General features: G+C 56.5%; 22 protein-coding genes. 3 read left to right on the top strand and 19 right to left on the bottom strand.

Features of this window, described 5'->3' with window-relative positions:
* Nucleotides 1-22 precede the first annotated feature (22 nt).
* From Q666_RS47820 to chvE, 7 genes are all read right to left on the bottom strand, one after another.
* The gene (locus Q666_RS47820; RefSeq protein WP_023014522.1) at nt 23-1,531 is read right to left on the bottom strand and encodes an aldehyde dehydrogenase (NADP(+)); all 1,509 of its coding nucleotides are present in this window, start codon (nt 1,529-1,531) and stop codon (nt 23-25) included.
* A gap of 27 nt (nt 1,532-1,558) precedes the next feature.
* Nucleotides 1,559-2,482, bottom strand: coding sequence for a Gfo/Idh/MocA family oxidoreductase (locus Q666_RS47815; RefSeq protein ID WP_022999986.1), 924 nt, complete (start codon nt 2,480-2,482; stop codon nt 1,559-1,561).
* Entirely contained in the window at nt 2,482-4,224 is a 1,743-nt protein-coding gene (araD, locus tag Q666_RS47810) for an L-arabinonate dehydratase (protein ID WP_022999985.1), read from the bottom strand. Before araD ends, Q666_RS47815 begins: the two co-directional genes overlap by 1 nt.
* A gap of 3 nt (nt 4,225-4,227) precedes the next feature.
* On the bottom strand, nt 4,228-5,223 hold the full coding sequence (araD1, locus tag Q666_RS47805; protein ID WP_022999984.1) for an AraD1 family protein: 996 nt from the start codon (nt 5,221-5,223) through the stop codon (nt 4,228-4,230).
* 4 nt (nt 5,224-5,227) lie between these two features.
* Nucleotides 5,228-6,472 carry a multiple monosaccharide ABC transporter permease gene (gene mmsB, locus Q666_RS47800; RefSeq protein ID WP_022999983.1) on the bottom strand — a complete coding sequence of 415 codons (1,245 nt, stop codon included), beginning with the start codon at nt 6,470-6,472 and terminating at the stop codon, nt 5,228-5,230.
* An 11-nt stretch (nt 6,473-6,483) separates the two neighbouring features.
* Nucleotides 6,484-7,998: a multiple monosaccharide ABC transporter ATP-binding protein gene (gene mmsA / locus Q666_RS47795; RefSeq protein ID WP_022999982.1), complete on the bottom strand. Its 1,515-nt coding sequence runs from the start codon at nt 7,996-7,998 to the stop codon at nt 6,484-6,486.
* A 249-nt stretch (nt 7,999-8,247) separates the two neighbouring features.
* On the bottom strand, nt 8,248-9,327 hold the full coding sequence (chvE, locus tag Q666_RS47790) for a multiple monosaccharide ABC transporter substrate-binding protein (protein WP_022999981.1): 1,080 nt from the start codon (nt 9,325-9,327) through the stop codon (nt 8,248-8,250).
* A 156-nt stretch (nt 9,328-9,483) separates the two neighbouring features.
* Here chvE and Q666_RS47785 point away from each other — a divergent pair, with 156 nt between their 5' ends.
* Nucleotides 9,484-10,440, top strand: a complete 957-nt coding sequence (locus Q666_RS47785) for a LysR substrate-binding domain-containing protein (RefSeq protein WP_035908189.1) — start codon at nt 9,484-9,486, stop codon at nt 10,438-10,440.
* 207 nt (nt 10,441-10,647) lie between these two features.
* Here Q666_RS47785 and Q666_RS47780 read toward each other — a convergent pair whose 3' ends face one another.
* The 9 genes from Q666_RS47780 to Q666_RS47740 all read right to left on the bottom strand — a co-directional run bounded on the left by Q666_RS47780 (nt 10,648) and on the right by Q666_RS47740 (nt 18,633).
* Nucleotides 10,648-11,340: a hypothetical protein gene (locus Q666_RS47780; protein WP_022999979.1), complete on the bottom strand. Its 693-nt coding sequence runs from the start codon at nt 11,338-11,340 to the stop codon at nt 10,648-10,650.
* Nucleotides 11,341-11,496: 156 nt separating this feature from the next.
* Nucleotides 11,497-12,999, bottom strand: a complete 1,503-nt coding sequence (locus Q666_RS47775) for a DEAD/DEAH box helicase (protein ID WP_022999978.1) — start codon at nt 12,997-12,999, stop codon at nt 11,497-11,499.
* Complete coding sequence (locus Q666_RS47770; RefSeq protein ID WP_022999977.1) at nt 12,999-13,304, bottom strand: VRR-NUC domain-containing protein; 306 nt, start codon at nt 13,302-13,304, stop codon at nt 12,999-13,001. Before Q666_RS47770 ends, Q666_RS47775 begins: the two co-directional genes overlap by 1 nt.
* Nucleotides 13,304-15,130: a hypothetical protein gene (locus Q666_RS47765; RefSeq protein ID WP_031268964.1), complete on the bottom strand. Its 1,827-nt coding sequence runs from the start codon at nt 15,128-15,130 to the stop codon at nt 13,304-13,306. The genes Q666_RS47770 and Q666_RS47765 overlap by 1 nt, the downstream gene beginning before the upstream one ends.
* Nucleotides 15,131-15,165: 35 nt before the next feature.
* The gene (locus Q666_RS47760; protein ID WP_081713258.1) at nt 15,166-16,191 is read right to left on the bottom strand and encodes an ssDNA-binding protein; all 1,026 of its coding nucleotides are present in this window, start codon (nt 16,189-16,191) and stop codon (nt 15,166-15,168) included.
* A complete protein-coding gene (locus Q666_RS47755) occupies nt 16,188-17,414 on the bottom strand; it encodes a DUF2800 domain-containing protein (protein ID WP_022999974.1) in 1,227 nt (408 codons plus the stop codon). Before Q666_RS47755 ends, Q666_RS47760 begins: the two co-directional genes overlap by 4 nt.
* Complete coding sequence (locus Q666_RS47750) at nt 17,414-17,698, bottom strand: hypothetical protein (protein WP_023014520.1); 285 nt, start codon at nt 17,696-17,698, stop codon at nt 17,414-17,416. The genes Q666_RS47755 and Q666_RS47750 overlap by 1 nt, the downstream gene beginning before the upstream one ends.
* Before the next feature lie 13 nt (nt 17,699-17,711).
* Nucleotides 17,712-17,990 (bottom strand): hypothetical protein, encoded by a 279-nt coding sequence (locus Q666_RS47745; RefSeq protein WP_152533342.1) that lies wholly within the window; start codon nt 17,988-17,990, stop codon nt 17,712-17,714.
* 133 nt (nt 17,991-18,123) lie between these two features.
* The gene (locus Q666_RS47740) at nt 18,124-18,633 is read right to left on the bottom strand and encodes a hypothetical protein (RefSeq protein WP_022999971.1); all 510 of its coding nucleotides are present in this window, start codon (nt 18,631-18,633) and stop codon (nt 18,124-18,126) included.
* A gap of 147 nt (nt 18,634-18,780) precedes the next feature.
* Between Q666_RS47740 and Q666_RS47735 the strand changes: the two genes are divergently transcribed.
* Together Q666_RS47735 and Q666_RS47730 are read left to right on the top strand one after the other, a co-directional pair.
* Nucleotides 18,781-19,029, top strand: coding sequence for a hypothetical protein (locus Q666_RS47735; RefSeq protein WP_152533341.1), 249 nt, complete (start codon nt 18,781-18,783; stop codon nt 19,027-19,029).
* A 33-nt stretch (nt 19,030-19,062) separates the two neighbouring features.
* A complete protein-coding gene (locus tag Q666_RS47730; RefSeq protein ID WP_081713257.1) occupies nt 19,063-21,414 on the top strand; it encodes a bifunctional DNA primase/polymerase in 2,352 nt (783 codons plus the stop codon).
* A 228-nt stretch (nt 21,415-21,642) separates the two neighbouring features.
* On the opposite strand, the gene Q666_RS47725 is transcribed toward Q666_RS47730, so the two are convergent.
* From Q666_RS47725 to Q666_RS47715, 3 genes are all read right to left on the bottom strand, one after another.
* Nucleotides 21,643-22,563: a flagellin gene (locus Q666_RS47725; protein WP_022999968.1), complete on the bottom strand. Its 921-nt coding sequence runs from the start codon at nt 22,561-22,563 to the stop codon at nt 21,643-21,645.
* Between the two features lie 165 nt (nt 22,564-22,728).
* Nucleotides 22,729-23,547 carry a hypothetical protein gene (locus tag Q666_RS47720; protein ID WP_022999967.1) on the bottom strand — a complete coding sequence of 273 codons (819 nt, stop codon included), beginning with the start codon at nt 23,545-23,547 and terminating at the stop codon, nt 22,729-22,731.
* 94 nt (nt 23,548-23,641) lie between these two features.
* Nucleotides 23,642-23,980: a hypothetical protein gene (locus tag Q666_RS47715; protein ID WP_022999966.1), complete on the bottom strand. Its 339-nt coding sequence runs from the start codon at nt 23,978-23,980 to the stop codon at nt 23,642-23,644.
* Nucleotides 23,981-24,849 lie beyond the last annotated feature (869 nt).

The raw sequence follows: 24,849 nt of genomic DNA, 5'->3' as shown, positions 1-24,849 counted from the left end.
TCTAGTTACTTTACTTGCCGGCTCAGCTGGCCGGCAGCAGGTCGTCCGGCAGGTTCTGGTAGCAGACCGGACGCAGGAAGCGCCGGATAGCCATCGTGCCGACGGAGGTGGCGCCGAAGTTGGTCGATGCCGGGTAAGGCCCGCCGTGAACCATGCTGTCGGCAACTTCCACACCGGTCGGGAAGCCGTTGGCAAGCACGCGGCCTGCCTTGCGCTCCAGCACCGGCATCAGCTTGCGGGCAAGGTCCTTGTCGCCTGCATCCATCTGCAACGTGCAGGTAAGCTGGCCTTCCAGGCTCTTGGCGATTTCCAGAAGCTGTGCTTCATCCTTCACGCGGACCACGATGCCGAGCGGACCGAAGACTTCCTCGCCCAGTTCCTCGTTGGCCAGCCAGTTGTCGCCGGTGGTCTCGAAGACGTAAGGCGCGGCTTCACGGGTCTCGCAGGACGTGCCGATCAGTTCGCGGACACCGCTGGAAGCGGCAACCCGCTTGGAACCGGACCGGTAGGCGGCCGCGATTCCGTCTGTCAGCATGGTCTGCTTGCCAATGCCGCCGAGGGCTTCTGTTGCCGTCGCAACGAAAGCGTCCGCATCCGGACCTTCGAGCACCAGGATAACGCCGGGGTTGGTGCAGAACTGGCCAGCACCCATGGTCAGCGATCCGGCCCAGCCCTTTGCAATTTCCTCGCCGCGAGCGGAGAGCGCCGCCGGCAGCAGGAACATCGGGTTGACCGAACCAAGTTCACCAAAGAACGGGATCGGCACCGGGCGCTGTGCGCACATGTCGAACAGGGCACGGCCGCCACGCAGGGAGCCAGTGAAACCGACGGCGGTAATCAGCGGGTGCTGAACAAGCGCCTGGCCAACCTCGAAACCATTGCCCTGGATGAAGGAGAAGACACCCGGATGGAGGCCGCAGGACTTGATGGCTGCGGCGATCGCCTCGGCGACAATCTCACCGGTGCCCGGATGGGCCGGGTGGCCACGGACGACCACGGGGCAGCCCGCAGCCAGAGCCGATGCCGTATCACCGCCGGCGGTCGAGAATGCCAGCGGGAAGTTGGAAGCACCGAAGACCGCGACCGGCCCGATCGGGCGCTGGACCAGCTTCAGGTCCGGGCGCGGCAGAGGCTGGCGGTCCGGCAGGGCTTCGTCGTGACGCTTGTCGAGATAATCGCCTTTCAGAATATGAGAGGCAAACAGGCGCAACTGGCCGGTGGTGCGACCACGCTCGCCCTGAAGACGCGCTTCCGGCAAACCGGTTTCGGAAGTGCCGATCTCGGTGATGGCGTCCGCACGGGCTTCAATCTCGTCTGCAATGGCATTGAGGAATTTCGCCCGCTCTTCACTGCTGGAATAGCCATAGCTCCAGAAGGCTTCTTCCGCTGCGCGGCAGGCCGCGTCCACCTGGTCGGCGGTACCGACGGAAAAAGCGTGAGACGCGCCATGCGCCGGTTCGGAGGTAAATGTTGCATCGCCGGCAACCCATTGCCCTGCAACAAGCTGCTTTCCGTGAGGCATAAAAGTCATGTCAAACCTTCTGGTTTTGAAGATGGATCAGAATTCGAACGGATCAGTGATGACGCGCCGCCCAAGAGAAAAGGCGTCGCACACATGGATCATCGGCGAGAGATCGACGTCGCTCGTGCCCGATTTCACCAGATCCGCCATACGGACGTAGAGGTTGGCATATTCATGGTTCGCCCCCTGTATAACGGGCTCACCGTCGATTTCCAGCTTCTCACCGCCAAGTGACAGCTTTGCGGCGCCTCGGTCGGTTTCAACGTCGATGTCCCATGTCTGGGGCCCTTCCTGACGCCAGTCGAAATCGGCGGACATTTCCGCGCCAACCGGATCTGCGAAGGTCAGCCCGGCGGCAATCGGCGTTGCCCGGTTCTCCGGAAACTCCAGCGTCGCACCGGTGAGGTGAACCGGATAAGGAAGAACCTCGGTCAGGATCGAGAGCGCATTGATACCTGGATCGAAGACCCCCATGCCACCCGGCTCCCAGATCCATTCCTGGCCGGGATGCCAACGGCGAACATCTTCCTTCCAGGTGATCTTGAGCCGTTTCAACGTGCGTTCGGCAAGGAATGCCTTCAGCGCCGGTACGCTATCGGCATAGCGGGAGTGCCACGTGGCGAACAACGTCACCCCGTGTTCCCTTGCAAGTGCCTCCAGCGCATAGCATTCGGCAAGGCTCTGCCCCGGCGGCTTTTCCAGCATCACATGCTTGCCGGCCTTCAAGGCCTTGGCCGCATACTCGAACCGAGGCTGCGGTGGAATGGCGAGCGAGACAGTGGTGATGTCCGGCCGCTTTTCCAGAAGCTCGTCGATCGTTTGGAAATGATCGATCCCGTCAACGCCGGCGTGACGGCTGACCGCCGCCTCCAGCTGCCAGTCCGGATTACCGGCAACCGCCGGAATGTGCTGATCGCGGGCAATCTTGCCGATGCCCACCAGCGCCAGTTTTTCTGCCATCAATGTGAATCCTTCGGCACGGCGGAACCGCGGCAGCCTTTCAGGAAGTCGAAATCGGCGCCGGTGTCGGCACCCTGAACGTGGTCATGGAACAGGCGGGCGTAGCCGCTGTCCGGAACATGGTGCGACGGCTTCCATGCTGCAAGCCGTGCGGACAATTCCTGTTCGGAAATGTCGAGATGGATTGTCCGGTTCGCAACATCCAGTTCGATCATGTCGCCGTCTTTCACCACCGCCAGCGGTCCACCGGCAGCCGCCTCCGGAGAGGTGTGCAGGACAACGGTGCCATAAGCCGTGCCGGACATGCGCGCATCCGAAATGCGGACCATGTCGGTAATGCCTTTCTTCAGCACCTTGGGCGGCAAGCCCATGTTGCCGACTTCCGACATGCCCGGGTACCCCTTGGGGCCGCAGTTCTTCAGCACCATGACGCAGGTCTCGTCGATGTCGAGGGCATCGTCGTTGATCTTGGCCTTGTAGTCGTCGATATCCTCAAAGACCACTGCCCTGCCCTTGTGCTGCATCAGATGCGGCGACGCGGCAGACGGTTTCAGGACAGCGCCATTGGGTGCAAGGTTGCCCTTCAGAACCGCGATACCACCCTGGTTGGTCAGCGCCTTTTCCGCCGGCAGGATGACATCCTCGTTCCAGTTCTTCACATCCTTGACCTGGTCCCACATGGTCTCGCCGGAAACGGTGATGGCGTCCTTGTTGAGCATGCCCGCCTCGCCGAGGCGCTTGATCACCACCGGCAGACCACCGGCATAGAAGAACTCTTCCATCAGGTATTTGCCGGACGGCATCAGGTTGACGATGGTCGGAATATCCCGGCCTGCCTTGTCCCAATCATCGAGCGAGAGGTCTATGCCGACACGGCCGGCGATGGCCAGCAGATGGATGACCGCATTCGTCGACCCGCCGATGGCACCATTGGTGCGGATGGCGTTCTCGAAGGCTTCGCGGGTCAGGATGTCGGACGGTTTCAGATCGTCCTTCACCATCTGCACGATCCGCCGGCCGGAGAGATGCGCGATCACCCGGCGGCGGCTGTCGACAGCCGGGATCGCCGCATTGCCGGACAGCGCCATGCCGAGTGCCTCGGCCATAGAGGCCATGGTGGATGCCGTGCCCATGGTGTTGCAGCTGCCTGGGGACCGGCTCATGGCGGCCTCCGCCTCCAGAAACTCCTCCTGGGTCATTTCCCCGGCCTTCACCGCCTCGGAGAATTTCCAGAGGTGCGTGCCGGAGCCGACCCGTTCGCCCTGGAACCAGCCATTCAGCATCGGACCGCCGGTGACGACAATTGCCGGAATATCGACTGAAGCCGCGCCCATCAGCAAAGAGGGCGTGGTCTTGTCGCAGCCGACAAGCAAGACGACGCCATCCAGCGGCGTGCCCCGGATCGCTTCTTCCACATCCATGCTGGCAAGGTTGCGGAACATCATCGCGGTTGGACGCAGCGTGCTCTCGCCGGTCGAGAACACGGGGAACTCCACCGGAAAGCCGCCGGCCTCGTAGATCCCGTGTTTGACGCGCTCCGCCAGATCGCGCAGATGCGCGTTGCAGGGCGTGAGCTGGGACCAGGTGTTGCAGATGCCAATAACCGGGCGACCATCAAAGAGGTCGTCCGGCAGACCCTGGTTCTTCATCCAGCTGCGGTGATAGATGTGGTCACGGCTGGTGCCGCCGAACCATTCGGTCGACCGCAATTTGCGCGGCCATTTCGCCGGTTTGAATGCCATGATCTAAAGAACCTTTACTTGAGCCGCCCCGGCTTCCGCAGCCTTGAAAGCCAAGCGGTTTTTCAGGGGAACGCCGAACCCCGGCGCGGAAATCTCGACCTCGTCCCCTTCCCGGCAGCCAATGCCATCGGCGAAGGAAAGCGTTGCCGTGCCGAACATATGCACGTGTAGATCGCCCGGCTGGCGGAAAACGTCATACTTGAAATGATGGTGTTCCAGGTTCGCCAGCGTGTGGGACATGTTGCCTTCGCCCGACAGGAATGGCTTTTCCCAAAGCACTGCGCCGTCACGGTAGATCCGGCTGGTGCCTTCAACCTTCTCCGGAAGCGGACCGACCATCAACTCCGGCCCAAAGGAGGCCGGACGCAGTTTGGAATGTGCCAGGTACAGATAGTTCTGGCGTTCCATCACGTGATCGGAGAACTCGTTGGCGAGCGCGAAGCCGACGCGGAACGGTGTTCCGTCTTCGGCAATAACATATACCCCGGCGATTTCCGGTTCCTCGCCGCCATCCTCGCAAAAACCGGGACTGACAAGATCACCGCCCGGCGCCACCGCGCAGGACCCGTTGCCCTTGTAGAACCATTCCGGCTGGACGCCGACATGGCCCGGCTGCGGACGACCGCCTTCAAGGCCAAGCTGGAACATCTTCATGCTGTCCGTGACGTTGGCATCGTCGTTCTTCGCCTTGGCGTGCATGGCATCACGAGTTGCCGCGGACCCCAGGTGCGTCAGCCCCGTGCCGGTCAGATGCATATGGGCTGCGTCCGGGTGGTCGATCGGCAGCAGCAACCGGCCTTCCGACGCCAGCTGTTCCAGGTCGACCGCCGCGCCGAGTTCATGTCCACGAATACATTCGGTCAGGCTCTGGCCCTTTGCGATGGCTTCCTGAACCAGCTCGTAGGTGGAGGCAACTCCCTTCAGGACAGAAGCTTCGCTGCCATTGCGGACGACCACGGCACGTTTGCCGGCATCATCCAGGATCTGGGAAATCAGCATAGCGTTACCCCTGCTTGTTCTTGTTGTAGACGTCGAAAATTACGGCTGCGAGCAGCACGAGGCCCTTGATCATCTGCTGGTAGTCGATACCGATGCCCATGATCGACATGCCGTTGTTCAGCACGCCCATGAGGAAGGCTCCGACAACCGCGCCAATGATGGTGCCGACCCCGCCGGACATGGACGCCCCGCCGATGAAGACGGCCGCGATCACGTCCAGTTCCAATGCGAAGCCGGCCTTGGGCGTTGCGGTGTTGAGACGTGCAGCGAATACGAGACCCGCGGCAGCAGCCAGAACGCCCATGTTCGTGAAGGCCAGGAAGGTCAGTCGTTCGGTCTTGATGCCGGACAGTTTGGCAGCCTTCTGGTTGCCGCCGAGTGCGTAGATCCGGCGGCCGACCGTCGTCGTTTCGGTGATGAAGGCATAGATGATCGTCAGGACGCCCATGGTGATGAGCACATTCGGCAGACCGCGGAACAGGGACAGCTTGAACATCACGAACACCAGTGCCGCAGCAATGATCACGTTGCGGGCGATGAAGAAGCTCGTCGGCTCATCCTCGATGCCGTAGGCCTTGTTCTGTGCCCGCTGGCGCATGCCGATCCAGACCACAAGGGCTGCGGCCACGACACCGGTTGCGAGCGCAAGAACATTGACCTTGCGAGCACCGAAGAGATCCGCCAGTGCTTCCCCCATGCCGGCCGGAAACATGTCCGGCACGAACCCGGTGGCAATGATCTGGAATTCCTTCGGGAACGGCCCCACCGATTGACCTTCGAGAAGCCAGAGCGACAAGCCGCGGAAGACAAGCATACCTGCCAGCGTCACGATGAAGGATGGTATTTTCCAATAGGCGACCCAATACCCCTGGGCCGCGCCGATAAGCCCGCCGATGGCCAGGCAGACGATCATCGTGATGTACGGCGATTGGCCGTAGTTGACGATCATGACCGCGGCGAGCGCCCCGATGAAGCCCATCACCGAGCCGACCGACAGGTCGATGTTGCCCGAGACGATGACGATCAGCATACCGAGCGCCATGATGATGATGTAGGAGTTCTGCAGCAGCAGGTTGGTGATGTTTACTGCACGCAGCAGCGTGCCGTCGGTAACCACCTCGAAGAAGGCCATCACCGCAATCAGCGCGAACAGCAGTCCGTATTGCCGCAAATGCGAGGAGATATACTCGCCGATGCCCTTGGTCTTCACGACCGGCGTCGCATTGGTGTCGCTATCAGCCAGTTCCATGGGTTTTTCTCTCACTCGTTGACAATGAGCGACATGATGCGCTCCTGGCTCGCATCGCCGGCGGCAAGTTCACCGACGAGAGCCCCTTCGTTCATGACGTAGACCCGGTCGCACATGCCGAGCAGTTCCGGCATTTCCGACGAGATCATGACCACGCCTTTGCCCTGCGCGGCGAGGTCGTTGATGATGGTGTAGATTTCATATTTGGCGCCGACGTCGATGCCGCGGGTCGGCTCGTCCAGGATCAGCACTTCCGGCGCGGTGAACAGCCATTTGGCCAACACCACCTTCTGCTGATTGCCTCCGGAAAGGTTGACCGTTTTCTGGAACACCGACGGCGTACGGATCGCCAGCGCTTCCCGGTATCTCTCGGCAACGCGGGTTTCCTCGTTGCGCTTGAGGATGGGCCCGGAGGAAACGCCGTTCAGGTTGGCGAGCGTCGTGTTGAACCGGATCGTCTCGTCCAGAACCAGCCCGAGGGCCTTGCGGTCTTCGGTGACGTAGGAGATGCCGGCTGCAATTGCCCGGTCCACGGTGCTGACATCAATCGGCTGGCCCTTGAGCTTCACCGATCCGCTGATGTTACGGCCATAGGACCGGCCGAAGATGGACATGGCCAGTTCGGTCCGGCCCGATCCCATCAGCCCGGCAATGCCGACGACCTCACCAGCCCGGACATTGAAGGAAGCGTTCTTGATCACGCGCCGTTCGGAATGCTCGGGATGCCAGACGGACCAGTCTGTGACTTCCATCAGGACATCGCCCGGGGTTCGGCTGTGCTCCGGGAACCGATGTGTCATGTCCCGGCCGACCATGTCGCGGACGATATCGTCCTCGCTCAGGCCTGCCTTGGCGTCGAGGTTCGACACGGTCATGCCGTCACGGATCACCGTAACGCTGTCCGCGACATATCGGACTTCGTTGAGCTTGTGCGAGATGATGATGCTGGTGACGCCCTGCGCCTTGAGTTCCAGCATGAGATCAAGCAGCTTGCGGCTGTCGTTTTCCTGCAGCGCCGCGGTGGGCTCGTCCAGGATCAACAACTTGACGTCCTTCGACAGGGCCTTGGCGATTTCGACAAGCTGTTGCTTGCCGACGCCGATGGAGTCGACCTTGGTCGTCGGGGCCTCCGAAAGACCGACCTTGGCGAGCAGTTCTTCTGTCCGCTGGTTGGTTTTCCGCCAGTCGATCACGCCCTTGCTGGCGCATTCGTTGCCCAGGAAGATGTTTTCGGCAATCGAAAGCTGCGGCACCAGGGCAAGTTCCTGGTGAATGATGATGATGCCCTGCTTTTCACTGTCCGATATGCCGGAGAACCGGGCCGGTTCGCCTTCAAAAACAATCTCGCCGTCATATTGACCGTGCGGATAGACGCCGGACAGAACCTTCATCAGTGTGGATTTGCCTGCGCCATTCTCGCCGACGACGGCGTGAATTTCGCCCTTCTGGACATCCAGATTGACCCGGTCCAGCGCCTTCACGCCGGGAAAGGTCTTGCTGATGTTCTGCATGGAAAGGAGTGCCATCGACCCCGTTCTCCGAATTCCGAGGAAAGACCCACCCACCGAGCCGGACAATCAGGGTCCGGGTCCATTCCGCTCTCCCAGGACTGCGAGGAAGAGCGGAATTGCCGTGTCGATGGGTGGTAAGTGCTGCCGGACCAGCGGAAGATCAATCGGATGGGATCGATCCTCCTGAAGCTGATCACGTCCAAAGTGGCGGAGCATCCGGTGTGCGCTCGGTTGAACGCAGGATGCTCCGGGGTGTTGTCGTTCTTATTTGACCTGGTCTGCAGTGTAGTAACCGCTGCCGATCAGGATCTCTTCCCAGTTGCTGGCGTCGACGGAAACCGGCTCCAGCAGGTAGGACGGAACAACCTTCACACCGTTGTCGTAGGTGGTGGTGTCGTTGATTTCCGGCTCGCCGCCACCCAGCAGGGCATCAACCATGCCGACAGTGACGCGGGCAAGTTCACGAGTATCCTTGAAAACGGTCGAGTACTGCTCGCCGGCCAGGATCGACTTCACGGACGGGACTTCGGCGTCCTGACCGGTGACGATCGGCATCTTCAGATCGCCGGAACCGTAGCCGACACCCTTGAGAGAAGACAGGATGCCGATGGACAGGCCGTCATACGGGCTGAGAGCGCCGTGCAGCTGCTTGTCGGTGTAGTGAGCGGACAACAGGTTATCCATACGAGACTGTGCAACTGCACCGTCCCAACGCAGCGTACCGACGGTGTCCATGCCCATCTGGCCGGACTGGATGACGATCGTGCCATCGTCGATCAGCGGCTGCAGAACGGACATCGCACCGTCGTAGAAGAAGTAGGCGTTGTTATCGTCCGGAGAACCGCCAAAGAGTTCAACATTGTAAGGGCCGTCGCCGAACCGCTCTTTCAAGCCGTTCACGAGAGACGTTGCCTGCTGTACGCCGACCTTGAAGTTGTCGAAAGTCGCGTAATAGTCGACGTCGCCGCTGTCACGGATCAAGCGGTCGTAGGCGATGACCTTGATGCCGGATGCTGCTGCATTTTCAAGAGCGTTGGAAAGCGTGGTGCCGTCGATGGCGGCGATCACCAGAACGTCCACACCCTTGGTGATCATGTTCTCGATCTGGGCGAGCTGGTTCGGAATATCATCTTCTGCGTATTGCAGGTCTGCTTCATAGCCGGCTTCAGTGAACTGCTCGACCATGGAATTGCCGTCGGAGATCCAGCGTGCCGAGGATTTCGTCGGCATGGCGATGCCGATGGAGCCTTTGTCCTGGGCCATTGCCGCGCCAGTCAGCGCCACGCCGGACATAAGGGTTGCTGCTGCCGCTACCGCGACAAGCGCCTTGGAAACAAATTTCATATCGTCCTCCCGGACCGGATCCCAGCCGGCCCAATTCAGTCACAGGCATTCACGGGTTGATGCCGGGGAGTACAAAATGGAAAAGTAACATGACGGTCAAATTATTATTCATTATCATTACATACCTTAATTGATATGAAATAACGGAAATCGGCCATGAGCTTGGACTTGCTGCGGCGGGGAATGAAAATCTCCCACTTGCGATTGCTCGCGGAGCTTGCAAAACACACTCGGCTCACCGACGCAGCAAGCGCTCTCGGCATGTCGCAACCGGCCGCTTCGCGTCTGATCTCCGAGGTTGAGCGTGTGGCGGAAGCCGACATTTACGTGCGATCGGGCCGTGGAATCGAGTTGACCGACATCGGCCACAAACTGGCCGAACGCTGTGTGCGCATCCTGCAGGAGTTTGCCGATGCGGGGCGCGATATCGAACAGCACAAGTCCGGCCAGAGCGGGCACGTCAGCATCGGGTCGGTGACGGGCCCTGCAATCGAATATGTCCTGCCCGCGATACGTCACGTGCGCCTCAGCTACCCTGATATTTCCATTTCGGTGGAAGTCGGTCCCAGTCTCGATCTGGCACCGATGCTGGAGGACGGGCGGCTCGACTTTTCCCTCAGCCGCGTGCCGGTGGATGAAGATCCGGACCTGTTCGAGGAACGCCCTCTCCTGCGCGAACCTGCCTGCCTGGTCGCCCGGACGGATCATCCGCTGACCCGTCTCGCAGCACCTGTGCCTGCAGAAGCCCTATTGGGTTTTGACTGGGTGCTTCCTCCTGTTGGCGCCCCGATCCGCACCACGACGGAACAGGCATTGCGCGACAAGGGGCTTGGACTGCCCACCAAGGTGCTGACGACGTCTTCGTTTCTGTTCACGGTTACGACTGTGCAGCGTACCAACGCGATTGCCGCTGTCGCCCAATCGGTTGCCTCAAGCTTTGCTGAAAATGCAGACGGAAGCCCGGGCACGATCACGGCCCTTGAAAGCGATCTCACCTTGTCGGTTGAGACCTATTCCTTCCTGACCCGAAAAGGCCAGGTTCTGACGCCTGTCGCCCGGATCGTGGCACGTGAAGTCCTGCGGGCAATCACGGGCGAAACGATACTCGCGTGATTGGAGATCGTAAGCCGATGCGATGCAACGTCTTGAAAAACTTGACAAACTGTAGAGGGGGAGTGGTGCCCAGAGCCGGAATCGAAGTGTCAGCATAAGCTATTGATTTTACTGAAACTTCAACTCCGCTCCTACACCGCATACTGTAAAATATACTGTTTTACAGCGTTGTCCGTACCTGTCTAGAACTGTCCGCAACGGTCCAATTTATTGAGCCAAGGTGTTGAGATCACTGATAAAAGGAGCAAGTTCATCCTTGAACATGACACCTTTTTCGGTGAGTTCGCCCTTTACTTCGATGTGTGAGCCCTTGCGAACGCCACTCTTGGAGATCACGGGAGCAGGAATGCTGATAAGACGATAGCCGAGCGGCGCTATCTTCACGACACCGAGTGAGATGGATTTCTCATAGATGTTGGATGCCTGGAAGCTAATCTTACCAGCGGACTCCTCGCCGGAAGAAGCTCGAATCCCAAGCTGACGGGCATTGATGATCGAATAGAAATGAATGTCGTTCCGCTTCGGATCATCGTCCTCGACGTTAGCGGTTGCGAATCCTTCCATCGCAAAAACGCCAAGGGCGAAATTCACCGCTCCGTCAGTGTGAATCCTTTTGAGCTTCTGGTCGGATACCGTACCAGCGGACGAATCCCCGACAGCAAGCCATGCTTCCGTGACTTTCAGAAGCTCAGCAAGGACTCGCAGCTTGTCATGCCTGGGGATGCTAATCCCGGCAAACCAACGCCGAACGCTTTCCTTAGTTACGGTGACGTTGAATCGCTCTAGCTCTCTGACGATCCAAGTCAGCCGACCTCTGTTGTATTCCGGCACAAGATCATTGTTGTCACAGGCGATTGTTAGCCTGTTCGCGAATTCCTGAAACTTGGGTTCTTCACTCATGATTTTCCCCTGACTGGCAACTTGTCCACACCCGTCCACAACTGTTTATAGACATACAATTAATTATTGACTTTGGTCACGTCAATAATAAAGCTGCCGAGTCACTTTTTATTTGATGAACAAGATTAATTTTCAGGGACAGGAATGAAGGATTCCCTAAGCTAATTCAACACGAACTGAATCAATAATTCGTTCTTGAGTGGCATCCCTATCGCTCAATAATGGCAAAAGTCTCTCATCGTAAGTCCCTCGTGCAAGGATATGATGAGTGAAAGTTACTTTCGTTTGACCGGGGCGATGAAGGCGCTTGTTAAACTGCTGGTATATCTCTAGGTCAGGGGTCAGGCCATACCAGACCGAAATGTATCCGCCGTACTGGATATTCTGACCGTGACCGATTGAGTTACCATGGGCAACCATGATTTCAATGTCACCGTTATTCCATCTCTTCTTGGTTTGGCGAACATCGCCCTCACCGAATACGACAGCTTTTTTCCACCTTTTTTTGATCCTATCTAGATCAAACTTAAAGTTATACGCGATCAGTACCGGGTCACCGTTGGCATCCTCGATAATGCGTTCTAATGCTTCAAGCTTTTTATTGTGAATGAAGATGTCTCTACCATCTTCCTGGTACATGCTGCCGTTAGCAAATTGCAGAAGCTTATTATGCAACACGCCTCGGTTGACTGCTTCCACGTCATAGCGCGAAGAATAAAGTGACTCTTGGAACCGCTCGTATTCATCTAAAACCTTTGGCGGCAGATCGACAAAGACTTCAACTGGAACGTTAGGAGGGAGCTTTACACAATCTTCTTCTCTCAAGCTGAACATGATGTCGCTCAGCCGGTTCATGATCTTCTTTTCGGCACCCTTCTTAGGCTCAAGGGACCAGCCCTTGAATCCTTTAGTGAAGAACTTTTCCTCAAATAGGAACTTGCTGTTTCCCAGGCGCTTGCCGAGATCCGCGATGAACGCCAGTCCCCAGAGATTGGGGAGTCCTTTTGGCGCGGGAGTTCCTGTCAACAATACGCAACGCTTCGCACGAGCGCGTGCCTTCGCCATTACTCCGAAGCGGCTTAGTGCCTTGTTCTCTGTCCGCATCTTGCCATTTTTGAACATGCTCGCTTCATCAACGACGATCATGTCATACGGCCAATCCTTGCCGCGCCTGAAGAACTCCCAGAGCCAAGGCAAGGCTTCGCGATTGATGATGTGGATTTCGGTGTCCTGTGACGCTAGGCGAGCGCGCTTCCAATCCTTCTCGACCGTTTTGCGCCTGCCTGCAAACTGCGTCGAATCCTGGGGGTCCATCCCGATCACATCGCGCGCGAAGCGATACGCCTTGGTGTAAGCTGCTTTGATGTCAGGATCGTCATCCTCTGCCCTGATCAGCGTATATTCCAGATCGCGCAGATGTTCCCAATCTTCGATTTCGTCAGGCCATGTTGCCGTTGCCACCAGCATTGGAGCTACCACCAGGACGCGGCGGATCTCTCTGTCGTCCAATAGATCCAGGATCGCGGTTAGCGTGGTAGCGCTCTTCCCCGAGCCCATTGGCAGGGCCAGGATGAGGTATCGTTTTCGCTTGATCTTGTTGACAAAGACAATCTGATAGCGCCGAAGATCCTCCCGACGCAGCACCTTTGGCATGCCCATCAGATAAGGCCCTCGTGATCGCGGCTATTTCGGCCAGAAAGGCGGTCCAGGAGGGCTTTCCCCTCTTCCACGCAATCGATGACCCAGACGCCGAAACCCGCGTCTCTGAGGCGCTGTATTTCGGCCTCCTGGTTGGCGGTTGGCTTCTTGCCCTTCTGCTTGAACTCGATGAAGTAGATGACCCCGGCTTTCATGAAGACGCGGTCAGGGGCGCCATGACGGCCAACCCATTGAAGTTTCCTAACCAAGAAACCTCGTTTTTCTCCATAAGCAGAGACTAGACGCTCTATCTTCTTTTCGAGCATCAGCTCAAACCCCTGTGATACCCGATCTCAGAAAGTATCGAGCGCGCTTCTTTCAAATAATGCTGGTAGTTAATGTCTGACGGAAACTCGTCAGGAAGTTCCATGATCGGCATCGCGCCATCACTCTTAGGAACTTTATTATGTGTTCCCGAAGCATTAGCGTTTTTGTAGTGGATGCTTTCTTGGGAATCCGTCGAGTGATACCAACGGATAGCCTTGCCGAGGTACTTGCCACGGTAGATCGCCCCGCCCTTGACCGTGCGGACGGTGACAAAGCGGCGGATGTCATCACATGCGAGGATCGTTTCGCGCAGCGGGACGCCCTTGGTGATATGATCGATGACGGCCCGAACGCAAATTTCGTTCGTCGGGTTCTTCATCATCATGGGCTCGCCTTCCTTCTCAGGAATGGCGTAGGCGCCCTTGGTCTTCCACCCGCCGTCCTCTTTGACCGCGATGTAGTTGTTCACGTCACGCGAATAGACGGCGCTGTATCGCGTTTCTTCGGTGAAAAAGCCGGTCGCCTTCTCCCAATCGTCAATGATCGCAGCCATCATGTTCGTTTTGCGCTTGGGGCAACGGATGACGATGCCGTCAGTGTTGGCACTGACGACGGGGATGCCTTCAAGCTCAAGCCATTGGATGAGCATCAGAAGGGAGAGCTGACCCGTGATGGTCGTTTGAATGAGAAGTTTGGGAGAGCAGAGGGCCGACCACTTGGAACCGAACTTCCCGAACGAACCGTTGATCGTAATTTTGAGGCTGTCGGCTACGACCTTGTCGCCGTCCTTCTTTGCTTTGAGGCGGCGCGCAACCAGTTTTTTGTAGACGGTGAGGAAAGGCTTGCCGAGATGTTCCGGCATGAGCCCCTGATTGATAATGATCGCCGGGTAGTAAGAGGTAACGTCGCGGTCCACCAAAATGTGGTCGTCGTCGGCGTGTACCGCTTGCGTCTTTTCAGAGCTGTGCAGTCCGCCGATGCCGAGGCGATAGACCCCCTTCCCGATCCTGATATCTAGATCCTTGAGCCCTTTGGGCAGGACCATCTTGCCGGAACCGTCGAGGCGAAACTTACTTTCGTGAACGATGTCCAGGACGGCGTTAAGCTCAGGGCCATCGAACTCGATGAATTTTGGAATGTCGAAGTAGTAGAAGGCGCCAGGGGTGATCTTGGGGCGATAGACTTTCTGACCCGTGATCGCGCTGACTTCGCTTTTGATGACGGCTTCCGCCACCTGAGCGTCCGACTTAGAGCGCAGATCCATCTTGTATTCGACGGACATTTTGGCCCGGAGGTCGATTTGCTTCTGAAGGGTCTTGAAAAGCAGCTCAGTGGCGTCGAGGTCGTTTTCCCAATAGTCGAAGGTTTCATCCATCTGCCGAGGCGTTAGAACTGCCTCGGGCTCGATTGGGAGATCCTGCATCCGCCGACCGTGCATCCGACCGTTGTAGATCTTCAGGCTGGCCTTTCCGGGGGCTACCTCAATCAGATCGATATGATTGAGATTGTCAGGTACTCGGATGCCGAACTGTTTTTCGACATCCCAGGGCTTTAGATTTAGCTCGATGATCGCATTGGCGAGCTGCTTGATTTTCTCGCAGCTCCATCCAGCGATTGCCGCATAGAGAACGGGTAAGTCGAAGTCTTTGGAGTTGAATCCAACGATGAGGTTCGATTCCAGGAACCTCTTCAGGCGTTGCCGCTTCTTCGGGGACAGGCGTTCGTTACCCGCCATCTCCCAATAGTAGACTTCGCCGGTAGCCATATCTTTGCCACCGGCCAGGAAGTAGTTGATGTAGACTTCTGAATCGAGCGCGACTTTCATGTGATGTGGGCCGGGATATCCCCGGCCCTTCTCCATCAGAGATCGTCGTCGCGGCGACGGCGCGAACGGCTATTTCTCGAAGGCCGGTCAACGTCGTCGTCTTCATCTTCCTCGTCACGGCTGCGACGGGAGCGACGGGAAGAGCGGTCGTCATCCTCATCATCGTCATCGCGACTGCGACGGGACCGGCGAGATGAGCGGTCGTCCTCTTCTTCATCGTCGTCCCGACTACGGCGGCTACGGCGAGAAGACCGGTCATCCTCGTCTTCATCCTCATCGTCACGGCTGCGGCGGCTGCGGCGGGAAGAGCGATCATCGCCGTCCTCATCCTCGTCATCACGGCTGCGACGGGAACGGCGAGAAGACCGGTCGTCATCCTCATCTTCATCGTCACGGCTGCGACGGGAACGACGCGAGGAACGGTCGTCCTCGTCTTCATCCTCATCGTCGCGGTTGCGGCGACTGCGGCGGGAAGGACGGTCGTCGTCCAGATCATCGAACTCATCGGGATCGATAGGAGCCGCCCCGAACGGTTCGCCGTCCTCACGGAAGCGAACGGCTTCCAAGGAACAGTTGACGCGCGGGATGCCGTTGTACTTCTGAGCCCAGAAACGGACGATGCCATCCACATAGCAACCGCCGTAGATGACACCGTCTTCCTCGTGCAGATCGGTCTTGTCTCGGTCGAGGACGCGCGGGCGCTTATAGTTTCTGGCCGCGACGACCATGTGGTTTTTCGTTTCGGGGCGGTCGTCATCGCCTTCCCGGAACGCGATATTGTCGGCCTTGATTTTCGGGATCTTTTTCCCGAACTCTTTTTCCTTCGCGGCTTCGATTGCGTCCTCAATGTCGGCAATCATGTCCTCGCCTTCGCGCGTGTCATCCGGGATCAAAAAAGACGCGCTGAACGCTTTCTTTCCATCCGGGTCATTGTTGAACGCCTTCGCACTGAAAAGGTGCGGATGCGACAGCCGAACTTTTCTCAGTTGGACTTTGCAGGGATCGTCACTAGCCAATTTCTGACTCCTTTGTTGACTTGTCACTATTTTCTTGACACTCAATCCAAATCATCGAACTCATCGACAATTGATTTGATTGCCGGTCGGTCGTCATGATCGGGAACAAGCACGGGGTTAGGTGGATCGCGCGTGATCAAGTTCTGGATCTTGGCGAATTGCTTCGGCGGCAGGGCTTTCTCCGCCATCGTCGGGGTGATCAGTTTTTTGGTGTAAGCCTCTTCCCCGAGCTTCGTATCCAGCTTCTTTTTTGCTCGGTCTGGATCGTTCCATCGACGGGGTTTGGCCTTGCCCTCAACGGCCTTGTACCCAGGGACCACGGCTCCCTTGAGAGCGTCGTCAAGAGTTTCGTTCTCGACCCGAGCCAACCACTTCTCAAACATGCTCTTGTGCTCGATGAGGTAGGCTTTTCGAGCGTAAGTTAGTTTCGCTGGTGCGGTCAGGCGTGGCGGGATGCCAAGCTCCGCATTGCGGTCGAGGTCGTCAAAATCGTCTGCAATGATTTTGAGATTGTAGTCGTCATACTCGGGGCAATCGCGATTGATAGCACCAGGGCAGTACATGCATTGCTTTGGGCCGGGGGTGCGCTCGGCATTGGGATCGTAGGTCCGCCTCGCTTTGCGCTTCACCTTCTTCCCGAACTCAAGCAGATCTTCCAGCGTCGTTGTCCAGGTGCCGCCGCCTTTGGTGGAATACGGCTGGAAGACGTGAATGACGAACTTGGTCGCATCCGAGATGTGGCGCGCAACGTTATCCCAAAAGCCGAGCGCATAGATCATGAGCTGTTCGTTTTCGACGGGCGAAACCGGAACCAGCCCAAACTTGTGATCCCAAATATGGATCTCGTTTTTGTTGACGATCCCAACGTCCAGAGTGCCAAACTGACCCGGCATCCAACGCTTGAGATCGACGCGATATTCAACGTAGAGCTTTCCTGGGATGAGGTCGATCTCATCCACGCCGGATTGCAGAATATCGGCTTGTTCCTCTGTCAGCGTGAGCGTGAACTCACCTTCCGTGCGCGTCTCACCGATGTAGTGGTAGGCGTCATTGTCGCTGCGGAGAATGTCTTCCATAAACGAATGAAGGACGGTGCCACCAAGCGCCGCCTCATTGGGATCGTCTGGATATTGGTGCTTTTCGATCAGACCGACCGAACCGGCGCACCGGAGCCATCTGGAAGAGCTTGAAGGGCTCAGACGCGCATGAGCCCTTTCGCTGTGTTGCTGCTTCTTCCTGGACGGACAATTCCCGCAGCGAACGGCCATCAGTCCACCAGGAACCAGCGATCTTCGAGAATTTCGATTTGGCTGAACTGATAACCGAGAACCGAGTGCGTCTGGATCATACCCTTGTAAACGGCATCCACATGGTCGGAGACGAGGAATTTGGTCCCCTCCCCAAGGTGGTTCACCATCGGCGGAAACGACGCCTCAACTTCGCGACCGGGGACAAAAACCAAATACGACGGATGACCGTTACTCCAAGAACCGTGAGCAATCTTCTTCCCCTGTCTTGCCTGATCAATTGCCTTCGAGATGTTCATTCCCATCGCAGTTTTCCCTTTATGCTGACGTTGATTGGACGGCGGAATTGCCTGCCTGCGGATACAAAGGGGTGAAGTCCTGGTTGAGCGCGCAGCGGATCAAACGAACCGCGTTTTCGTCAGTGATGACGAACGCACTGGCATCGTCGTTGCAGGGCTCGGCAACGGTGAGAAGGGCTTCAATGAGAAAGCAGTCTTCCTCCGACATGGAGGTTGACGGTCGATCAGCAAGCGTGACCTTACGCAGATCCGCGACCTCGTTTCGAAGCCGCTCGATTTCGCTAGTTAGGTTCGACATTTGATGCTCCCGCCTGGGTCTTCGGGAGAGGATCGCCTTGGTGGCGAGACTGTCAGACGCCCCTCATTGAGCGCTGGACAATCAAGACGGCCCTCACCGGAAGACCCGGCCTTTCGACCGGGCCGACCAGGGCCTACAGGTCGTCGTTGGAACGACGCCGCGCCTTGGGAGCTTCTTCTTCTTCCTCGTCGGAGCCGCCGCCCAGGCTGTCAATCATGCCCTGCACGTCGTCACAGTCGAACGAGTCTTTTTCAGCGAGTTCGAGCAAGTCGAGCGCGGACTGGCGGTCGTCCTTTTCGATGGCGGAGAACTTTTCAGCGCCGAAATGATCAACGATGGCCGCGATCACTTCCCGGCGCTCGTCGTAGATTTCGTCAGAGTCAACGTCGAGGAACTTCTTCGCCGTGTCCTGCATCTTCTTGTCGCTGATCGCGCGACCGGAAGGCTTCTTGGTGGTGGATGCCTTGGCGCCTGCGGGACGGCCACGGCCCTTGCCAGCCTTCGCGCTTTCCTCGCCCTCATCCTTCTTGGTGGTGCTACCGGTGGCCGCGCCTTTGCCTGCGCTCGAAAGCAGCTTCTCAATCAAGTCGCTGTTCCGGTTGAGGGCTTCGGTGACATCAGCAAGGGCTTTTTCGATACTCATAGTGTTCTCCGTTGGTGGTGCGGATCGTGGTTGTTCGCTAACGGAGCCAAAAAGACACTATTTAATTGCCGTGTGTCAAGTCTCTATTGACGATTTTTCGAGTGCTGTTTACCTTGCCATCCTCTGATGAAAACGGAAGGGCTCAGCATGGCCGATGCAAAAGAAGAAGAAACGCTATACTCACTTTTCTATAACAATTTGCCAAGTCATAGAAGCAAAACCCATCATCAATCTATCGATGCACGTGCTATCGCCGCAGACCTGAATATCTCTCATCAATCCGTTTACGGCTGGATCGAAAGAAACAAGGTTCCTGCCGGTCGTTTTACTGAGCTTCTGACCCTGCCCGGTTCTACTCTGACGGTGGAAAAGCTTCTCCCCTACTGCGTCAAGTAAGTCCCCGGCCCAGGAATAAGGCAGATATCCGCCGTGCTCAGAGAAAACAAATGGCTAGTTAAGGCCGGTGCTTCATTGATTCCCTTGCATGAGAGGTCAAAACGACCGATTGGCAAGAACTGGCAAAGTCTTGAGTCGTACACTTATTCACAGTTGGAAAAAAAATACCGAGACGGCCAAAATCTTGGCATTCGTCTCGGCAAGTGGTCACAGTTTAAAAACGGATATCTACATGTCCTGGATTTAGATATCCGCATCGACGGTAAAGCAGACGAAGCTTTCGACAAGCTGGAGTCATTGTTCGCCGGAGTCGACATCTGGGGGTTTCCTAGAGTCCAAAGCGGCTCGGGCGGCAAATCCTTCCATATCTATTTGATCACATCGTCACCTTTTCCGTCGAAGAAGCTATCACATAGTGACTCGAAGTTCACAGGTAAAGACGGGAAAGATCATTGGGAGTGGGAAATCGAGCTTTTCGGCACCGGCAAACAGGTTGCCATCCCGCCGTCTGTCCACCCCGATACCGGCGACACCTACAAATGGGCAATCGACTGGCACGATGATTGTGTGATCGACCGAGATCACATCGAGTCCCTCTTTTTCCGTGACGACGGTTACGATGAGCACCGGGACGCCGAAGACCTGGAACCGCTCGGCCTGGATATCGATGAGATCGAATCCGACCTTGAGATGATCCAGCATTGGGCAGACGATCACACCACATGGCGAAACGTGGGTATGGCCCTCAAGCACGAGCTTGGTGATGAGGGGTGGCCGGTCTTCGACAAATGGAGCCGCAACGGATCGGGCTACGACCGGCGCAACAACCTTGTTCAATGGAAAGCGTTCAAGAACGACCGTGGCAACCCGATCACCATGCGGACGGTCAAGCACGCAGCGAACGAAGCTCATTGGGAGGTTGAATACGAGACGATAGCCGACGACTTTGATGACCTTGAGCCCGAATTCGATTGGAACGAATGCCTGGACGATTTTGAAGATCTGGAAGACATCACTTCCGAACTTTGGGAATCGTGCCTGAAGGATTTTGACGACCTGGACCCCGACACGCTGCCGGTCAGAAAAGAGCTGAAGGGTATCCCCGCCAACCTGCTTCAGGTTCCCGGTAAGCTTCAAATGGTCGTGGATCTCTACAACAAGACCGCCACGAAGCCGCAGCCCCAATTCGCTGTGCAAACCGCGCTGGCCCTCGGATCGGTCGTCTGCGGGCGTTTCTATCGCACGGACTACAACAATTACTCTTCCCTGTATCTGATCAACGTCGCTGGAACAGGATCGGGCAAAGAGCACAGCTACCGCGTCATTGAACGGGTGCTTGAAGCCGCAGGCCGCGAAGAGTTTGTTGGTCCCCGCTCCTATACGTCAGACTCAGGCGTGCTGTTCACCCTGAAGGATCGCCCGAAGCATCTCACCGTGATCGATGAATTCGGGCGCTACCTGTCGTCTAACCGGCGATCCGGCAACTCCAATGCAGAAGACGTGCAAACCGCGTTTATGGAAATGTTCTCCCGCGTGGACGGCACCTACTACGGCAAAGGCTATTCCACAAAGGGCATGACGGCGGAACAGAAAGAGGCTTTGAAAAACGCGAAGGTCAAGAACCCTTCCCTGACGATCCTCGGCATGACAACGCCGGAAAGCCTGTATTCTTCCCTGAACGGTGAGGACATCGCCAGCGGCTTCTTGAACCGTCTCCTGATGGTCGAATCTCCGATCAGCCTACAGCTATCCAGCCGGAACCGTCCCGGCATCCGCGTACCCGAGCGGCTGAGCAAATGGGTGCAGATGCACTCCTACAACTGCGCCGACGATGACGCGGATGTCCTCGGGCTCATGGAAGGCACCAACACAACGTTTGAGCCGGTCGTCATTCCCTTCACAGCGGAAGCCGCCGAGGCGACGTTTGAGATGGAAAAGGACATCGTCAAGAAGCAGCAGAAGTTGAAAGAGATCGGCATGGAAGCCGTTCTATCCAGAACCCGCGAAATCGCCATGCGCCTGTCGCTGATCGTCGCCCTGAGCTGCGATCACAAAAAGGTTGAGCTGTCGGACTTCGAATGGGCTCGGGAATACGTCACCTTCTATCAAATGCAGATGGTCGGCAAACTCGAAACGGATCTCGGAAAGTCTGATGACGAGCGCATCGCGGATAAGGTCTTCGAGATCATCAAATCCTATGGCGACCAGGGCGCGACCTACCGGCATATCCTCATGCGTTGCCGGTCGCTTCAAAAACTGAAGCCGCGTGAAAAAGAAGACGTGCTCAGCCGGATCAAATCTGACTATGACGTGACCCTGAGAAAGATCCAGGGCACGCGCGGCCCCCCTACCCTGAAATATGTCGCCAAGCAGGCCAGAAAATAGAAAGGGAGATCCCGGCCAGTACCCCGAGATCTCCCCATTCTAGCTTGATTTGGAATTCCGCGAATGACCGTTCACGGAACCCCGCTTCCGAGGCGGGGAAGAAACGAGTGACGCCTCGCCAATTCCCTGCCTTGTCAGTAAGGGGTCCACGAGTGACGCCTCGCAGATCCCTCACTGTAGCCAACCGATGAGAAGCTACCCACTAGCTATCTCACCTACCGGCCATTCTTACCGGAACAGCGACAGAATGTTCTGGCTGCCCTGGTTCGCAATCGACAACGCCTGGATGCCGAGCTGCTGCTGAGTCTGAAGCGCCTGAAGGCGGGTCGACTCTTCGTTCATGTCGGCGTCAACGAGCTGACCAACACCACGGTCAATCGCATCGGTGAGAGCGGACACAAAGTCCTTCTGAAGGTCCACGCGCTTTTTCACGGAACCCAGGAGGGTTGCAGCATCGGTGATCTCAGCAAGAGCGTCATCAACACCACTGATGACGGCTTCCAGTGCGGTGAGATCTGCGGCGTCGTCGGTCACAGCCGAGATGTCCACGTCAGCCACACCAACGCCGGTGACGTTGGCAGCAGCGAAGCCACGGTCCTGGTCGAGAATACCAGTCGTACCACCAGCCGTATCATAGAGCTGAGTAGCGGTAATATCGACCGCCGTGACCTGGACCTGGATCACACCAGCAGCACGAGTGAACGAGCTGACGATGTCCTTGGAAGCAACGGTCGTCACGTCGCTTGCCAACCAGTTTTCACCGTTGAAGACCGCCGAGTCAGCCGTGCTGCGAAGCTGATTCTGAAGCTCGGAGATATCGGACTGGATCTTGCCGCGATCAACACCCGGAGTACGGGCAGCGACCAGTTTGGCTTTGATTTCGTTCATGACATCAACGGTGGAGTCCATGGCCGTGTACATCACATCCACGGTGGCGGCGCCAAGACCCAGGGAGTCTTCGACAGCGCTCAGTGCCATGTTGTCCGAACGCATGGTGGTAGCGATGGACCAGTAGGCAGCGTTGTCTTCCGCACCAGCTACGCGGTAGCCGGTAGAGATGCGGTTCTGCGTTTCAGCGAGGTTAGCGCTGGTGTGACGCAGAGTCTGAAGCGCCGTCATTGCAGATGCGTTTGTCATCAAGCTGGACATGGTTGTCCCCTTTTCGATTTTGAAATTTAACGATGTTAGGGACATGCCGGATTTCACCGGCTCGACGGGTAACGACATCATGTCTTCACCGAAAGAGTGCTCAGTGCCCCGTCGATGAGTTGACTATTGCGGCGCCAGCTTGTGTGAAGCTTACCAGATGACGGGTCAGAAAACGGTCTTCAAAACTTTCTCTGATCCGCTAATCAGATCATTGATCTCTTCTTTAGTGGGTTCGCGGCCCTTCGCGTGATCGCAAATGTTCCGAAGGTCGGCTAGATGTTGGATGAAACGCCATTGTGGCACAGTGGTTACATCAGCATCCCTGAGCAATTGACTTAGGTCGGATATGCCAGGATTCTTCTTTCGAACGGTTATGCCGTGTACACCGCAGACATGCAGAAGATGTTTTTCGATCACAACGCCGCATATGGCACCCGCTGCACGCAAGTATCCGGCTTTTGCCAGAGCAGAAGCCGTTTCAATCTCGCTATCAAAAAGATCAGCCTGTAGAACAGCCTTTAGATCTAGCAGTTTAGACTCGAGTGCGCCCCGCGCTGCTTTCAACATATTCAGTTGTTGGGCGAATTCGGGAATAGCCGCATAGCCGGCTACGACAACCTCCTTCTCCCAACCGCGTGTAACAACAAGTCCCTGTAGATAGTCGCGTATCATGTAGTTTTGATAGGTGATGTCTTTCCTACCCTTGGGAGGCTCAAAATACGATATGAAATCAGACAGTCTATCCGGTAGCACCTGCTTTATCACTGCCTGTGCTTTTGAGTACCACGCCTGATAATCTTTCTTGAAGCTAGGTAGGTTCTTAATCAGAGACTTCAGCCGTTCCTCATTCCCGTCTAGTGCTTCACTGTATGCGCTCTTAAACTTGTCAGGGCTACACTCGTAATCCAACGCCATCGTAAGAAAGTCGCCCTGCTGAATTAGCTCATCTAATTCGTCCGAAAATTTCTTTGTTCGCTCTGACAATAGGGCCTCCCATTTATGTGCAGTGATGCATTTTCTACTTTATCAAGAAACCTACGAAGCGGTACACGCAAAACCTAATCTGCCGCTCCCTCGATCAGCAGCCGTCGAATTCTTCCTGATTTTCGTTCGCATCCAGATCCAGGGATGACCAGCCGAATTCTTCAATGAAATTTCCAGCTCGGCGCACCCCATATTCGACAAGGGCGTAGCCCTTCCTCTTTATGCAAGAAGTCCTATCGATTGAGCAGAGGTGAGTTTCGTCCACTCGATCCGCCCATTTTTCACCTTCACCCCATTCTTGCAGATCATCGACAGGAGGGCCGCTCGGATCAGCACCCGACAAGCAAGATAAAACAGGACCGACCATAACGAGCATCACGACAACCGTTGGCGGGAAAGCTATTTGCAAAATTATTTTGAGCGCTTTTTTCATGATCTCGATGATTTAGTTTTCGAAAAAACCCGTTGACGATGCAAACAGGTTTCCGCCGCATGAAAACGGGTTCTTTATCAATGAATCCAACATTTTAGCAAACCTGTTGACATGGAAACGTGTTGACAGGGGGTGACAGGCAGATATCCCCCGAGTGAGTAAGTCGGAATCTCAGATGTTTAGGGGGCGTCAACATGTAAACAGGTTTCGGTATCGAGGGTATATTCCGATAAATTCCGACAGAGGAATCTATATATGATTCAATAAGATAATATATATCTTTCTCTTTTTTATCTCTTTAGAAAACCCGTTGACAAACCCGTTGACAACCCGCTGACATTTCCAGGTTTTGTCATCACGTTTCCGCATATTCTCAAATTCCCGGAATAACTCAGCTTTTAAAGCGAACCCCTAAAAAAATTAGAAAAAAAATTTGAAAACTCCCGCGTAACGGGCTCAGCGCCCCCCGCATACGCAGCCAAAGGTCAACAAGGACCCCGAGCGACCGCCCCCCTCTGCCGCCGCCCCCGTCCAGCTTCAGGAAGTCCGCGCCCGTCCGCATCCGTCCAGCCCTGCCCCCCGTCATCCGTCCCCGTCCGCATCCGTCCAGACCTGTCTAACTGATACCGCCCCCGATACTGCAACGCGCAATCCGTCCGCATTAGTCCGCCCCTATCTGCAACGGCGCATAACTGCCCCCGCCTATCCGTCCCCGTCCAATGAGGGGAAAGGCAATTACAGATTTTCGATTTTGCGGATTTGGCTAGAACGAAAGTTAGTTTCGCAATGCCGAGGCTTTCCCCATGGCAACGCGCCCCGCTTACGAACGGCAACGCCTGCCGCTCCAAATCAGGCAATCGGTTTGCACC

This window comes from Labrenzia sp. C1B70 (assembly GCF_000475395.1).
Taxonomy (GTDB): Bacteria; Pseudomonadota; Alphaproteobacteria; order Rhizobiales; family Stappiaceae; genus Roseibium; species Roseibium algicola.
This window is presented reverse-complemented; position numbering and strand designations above follow the sequence as displayed.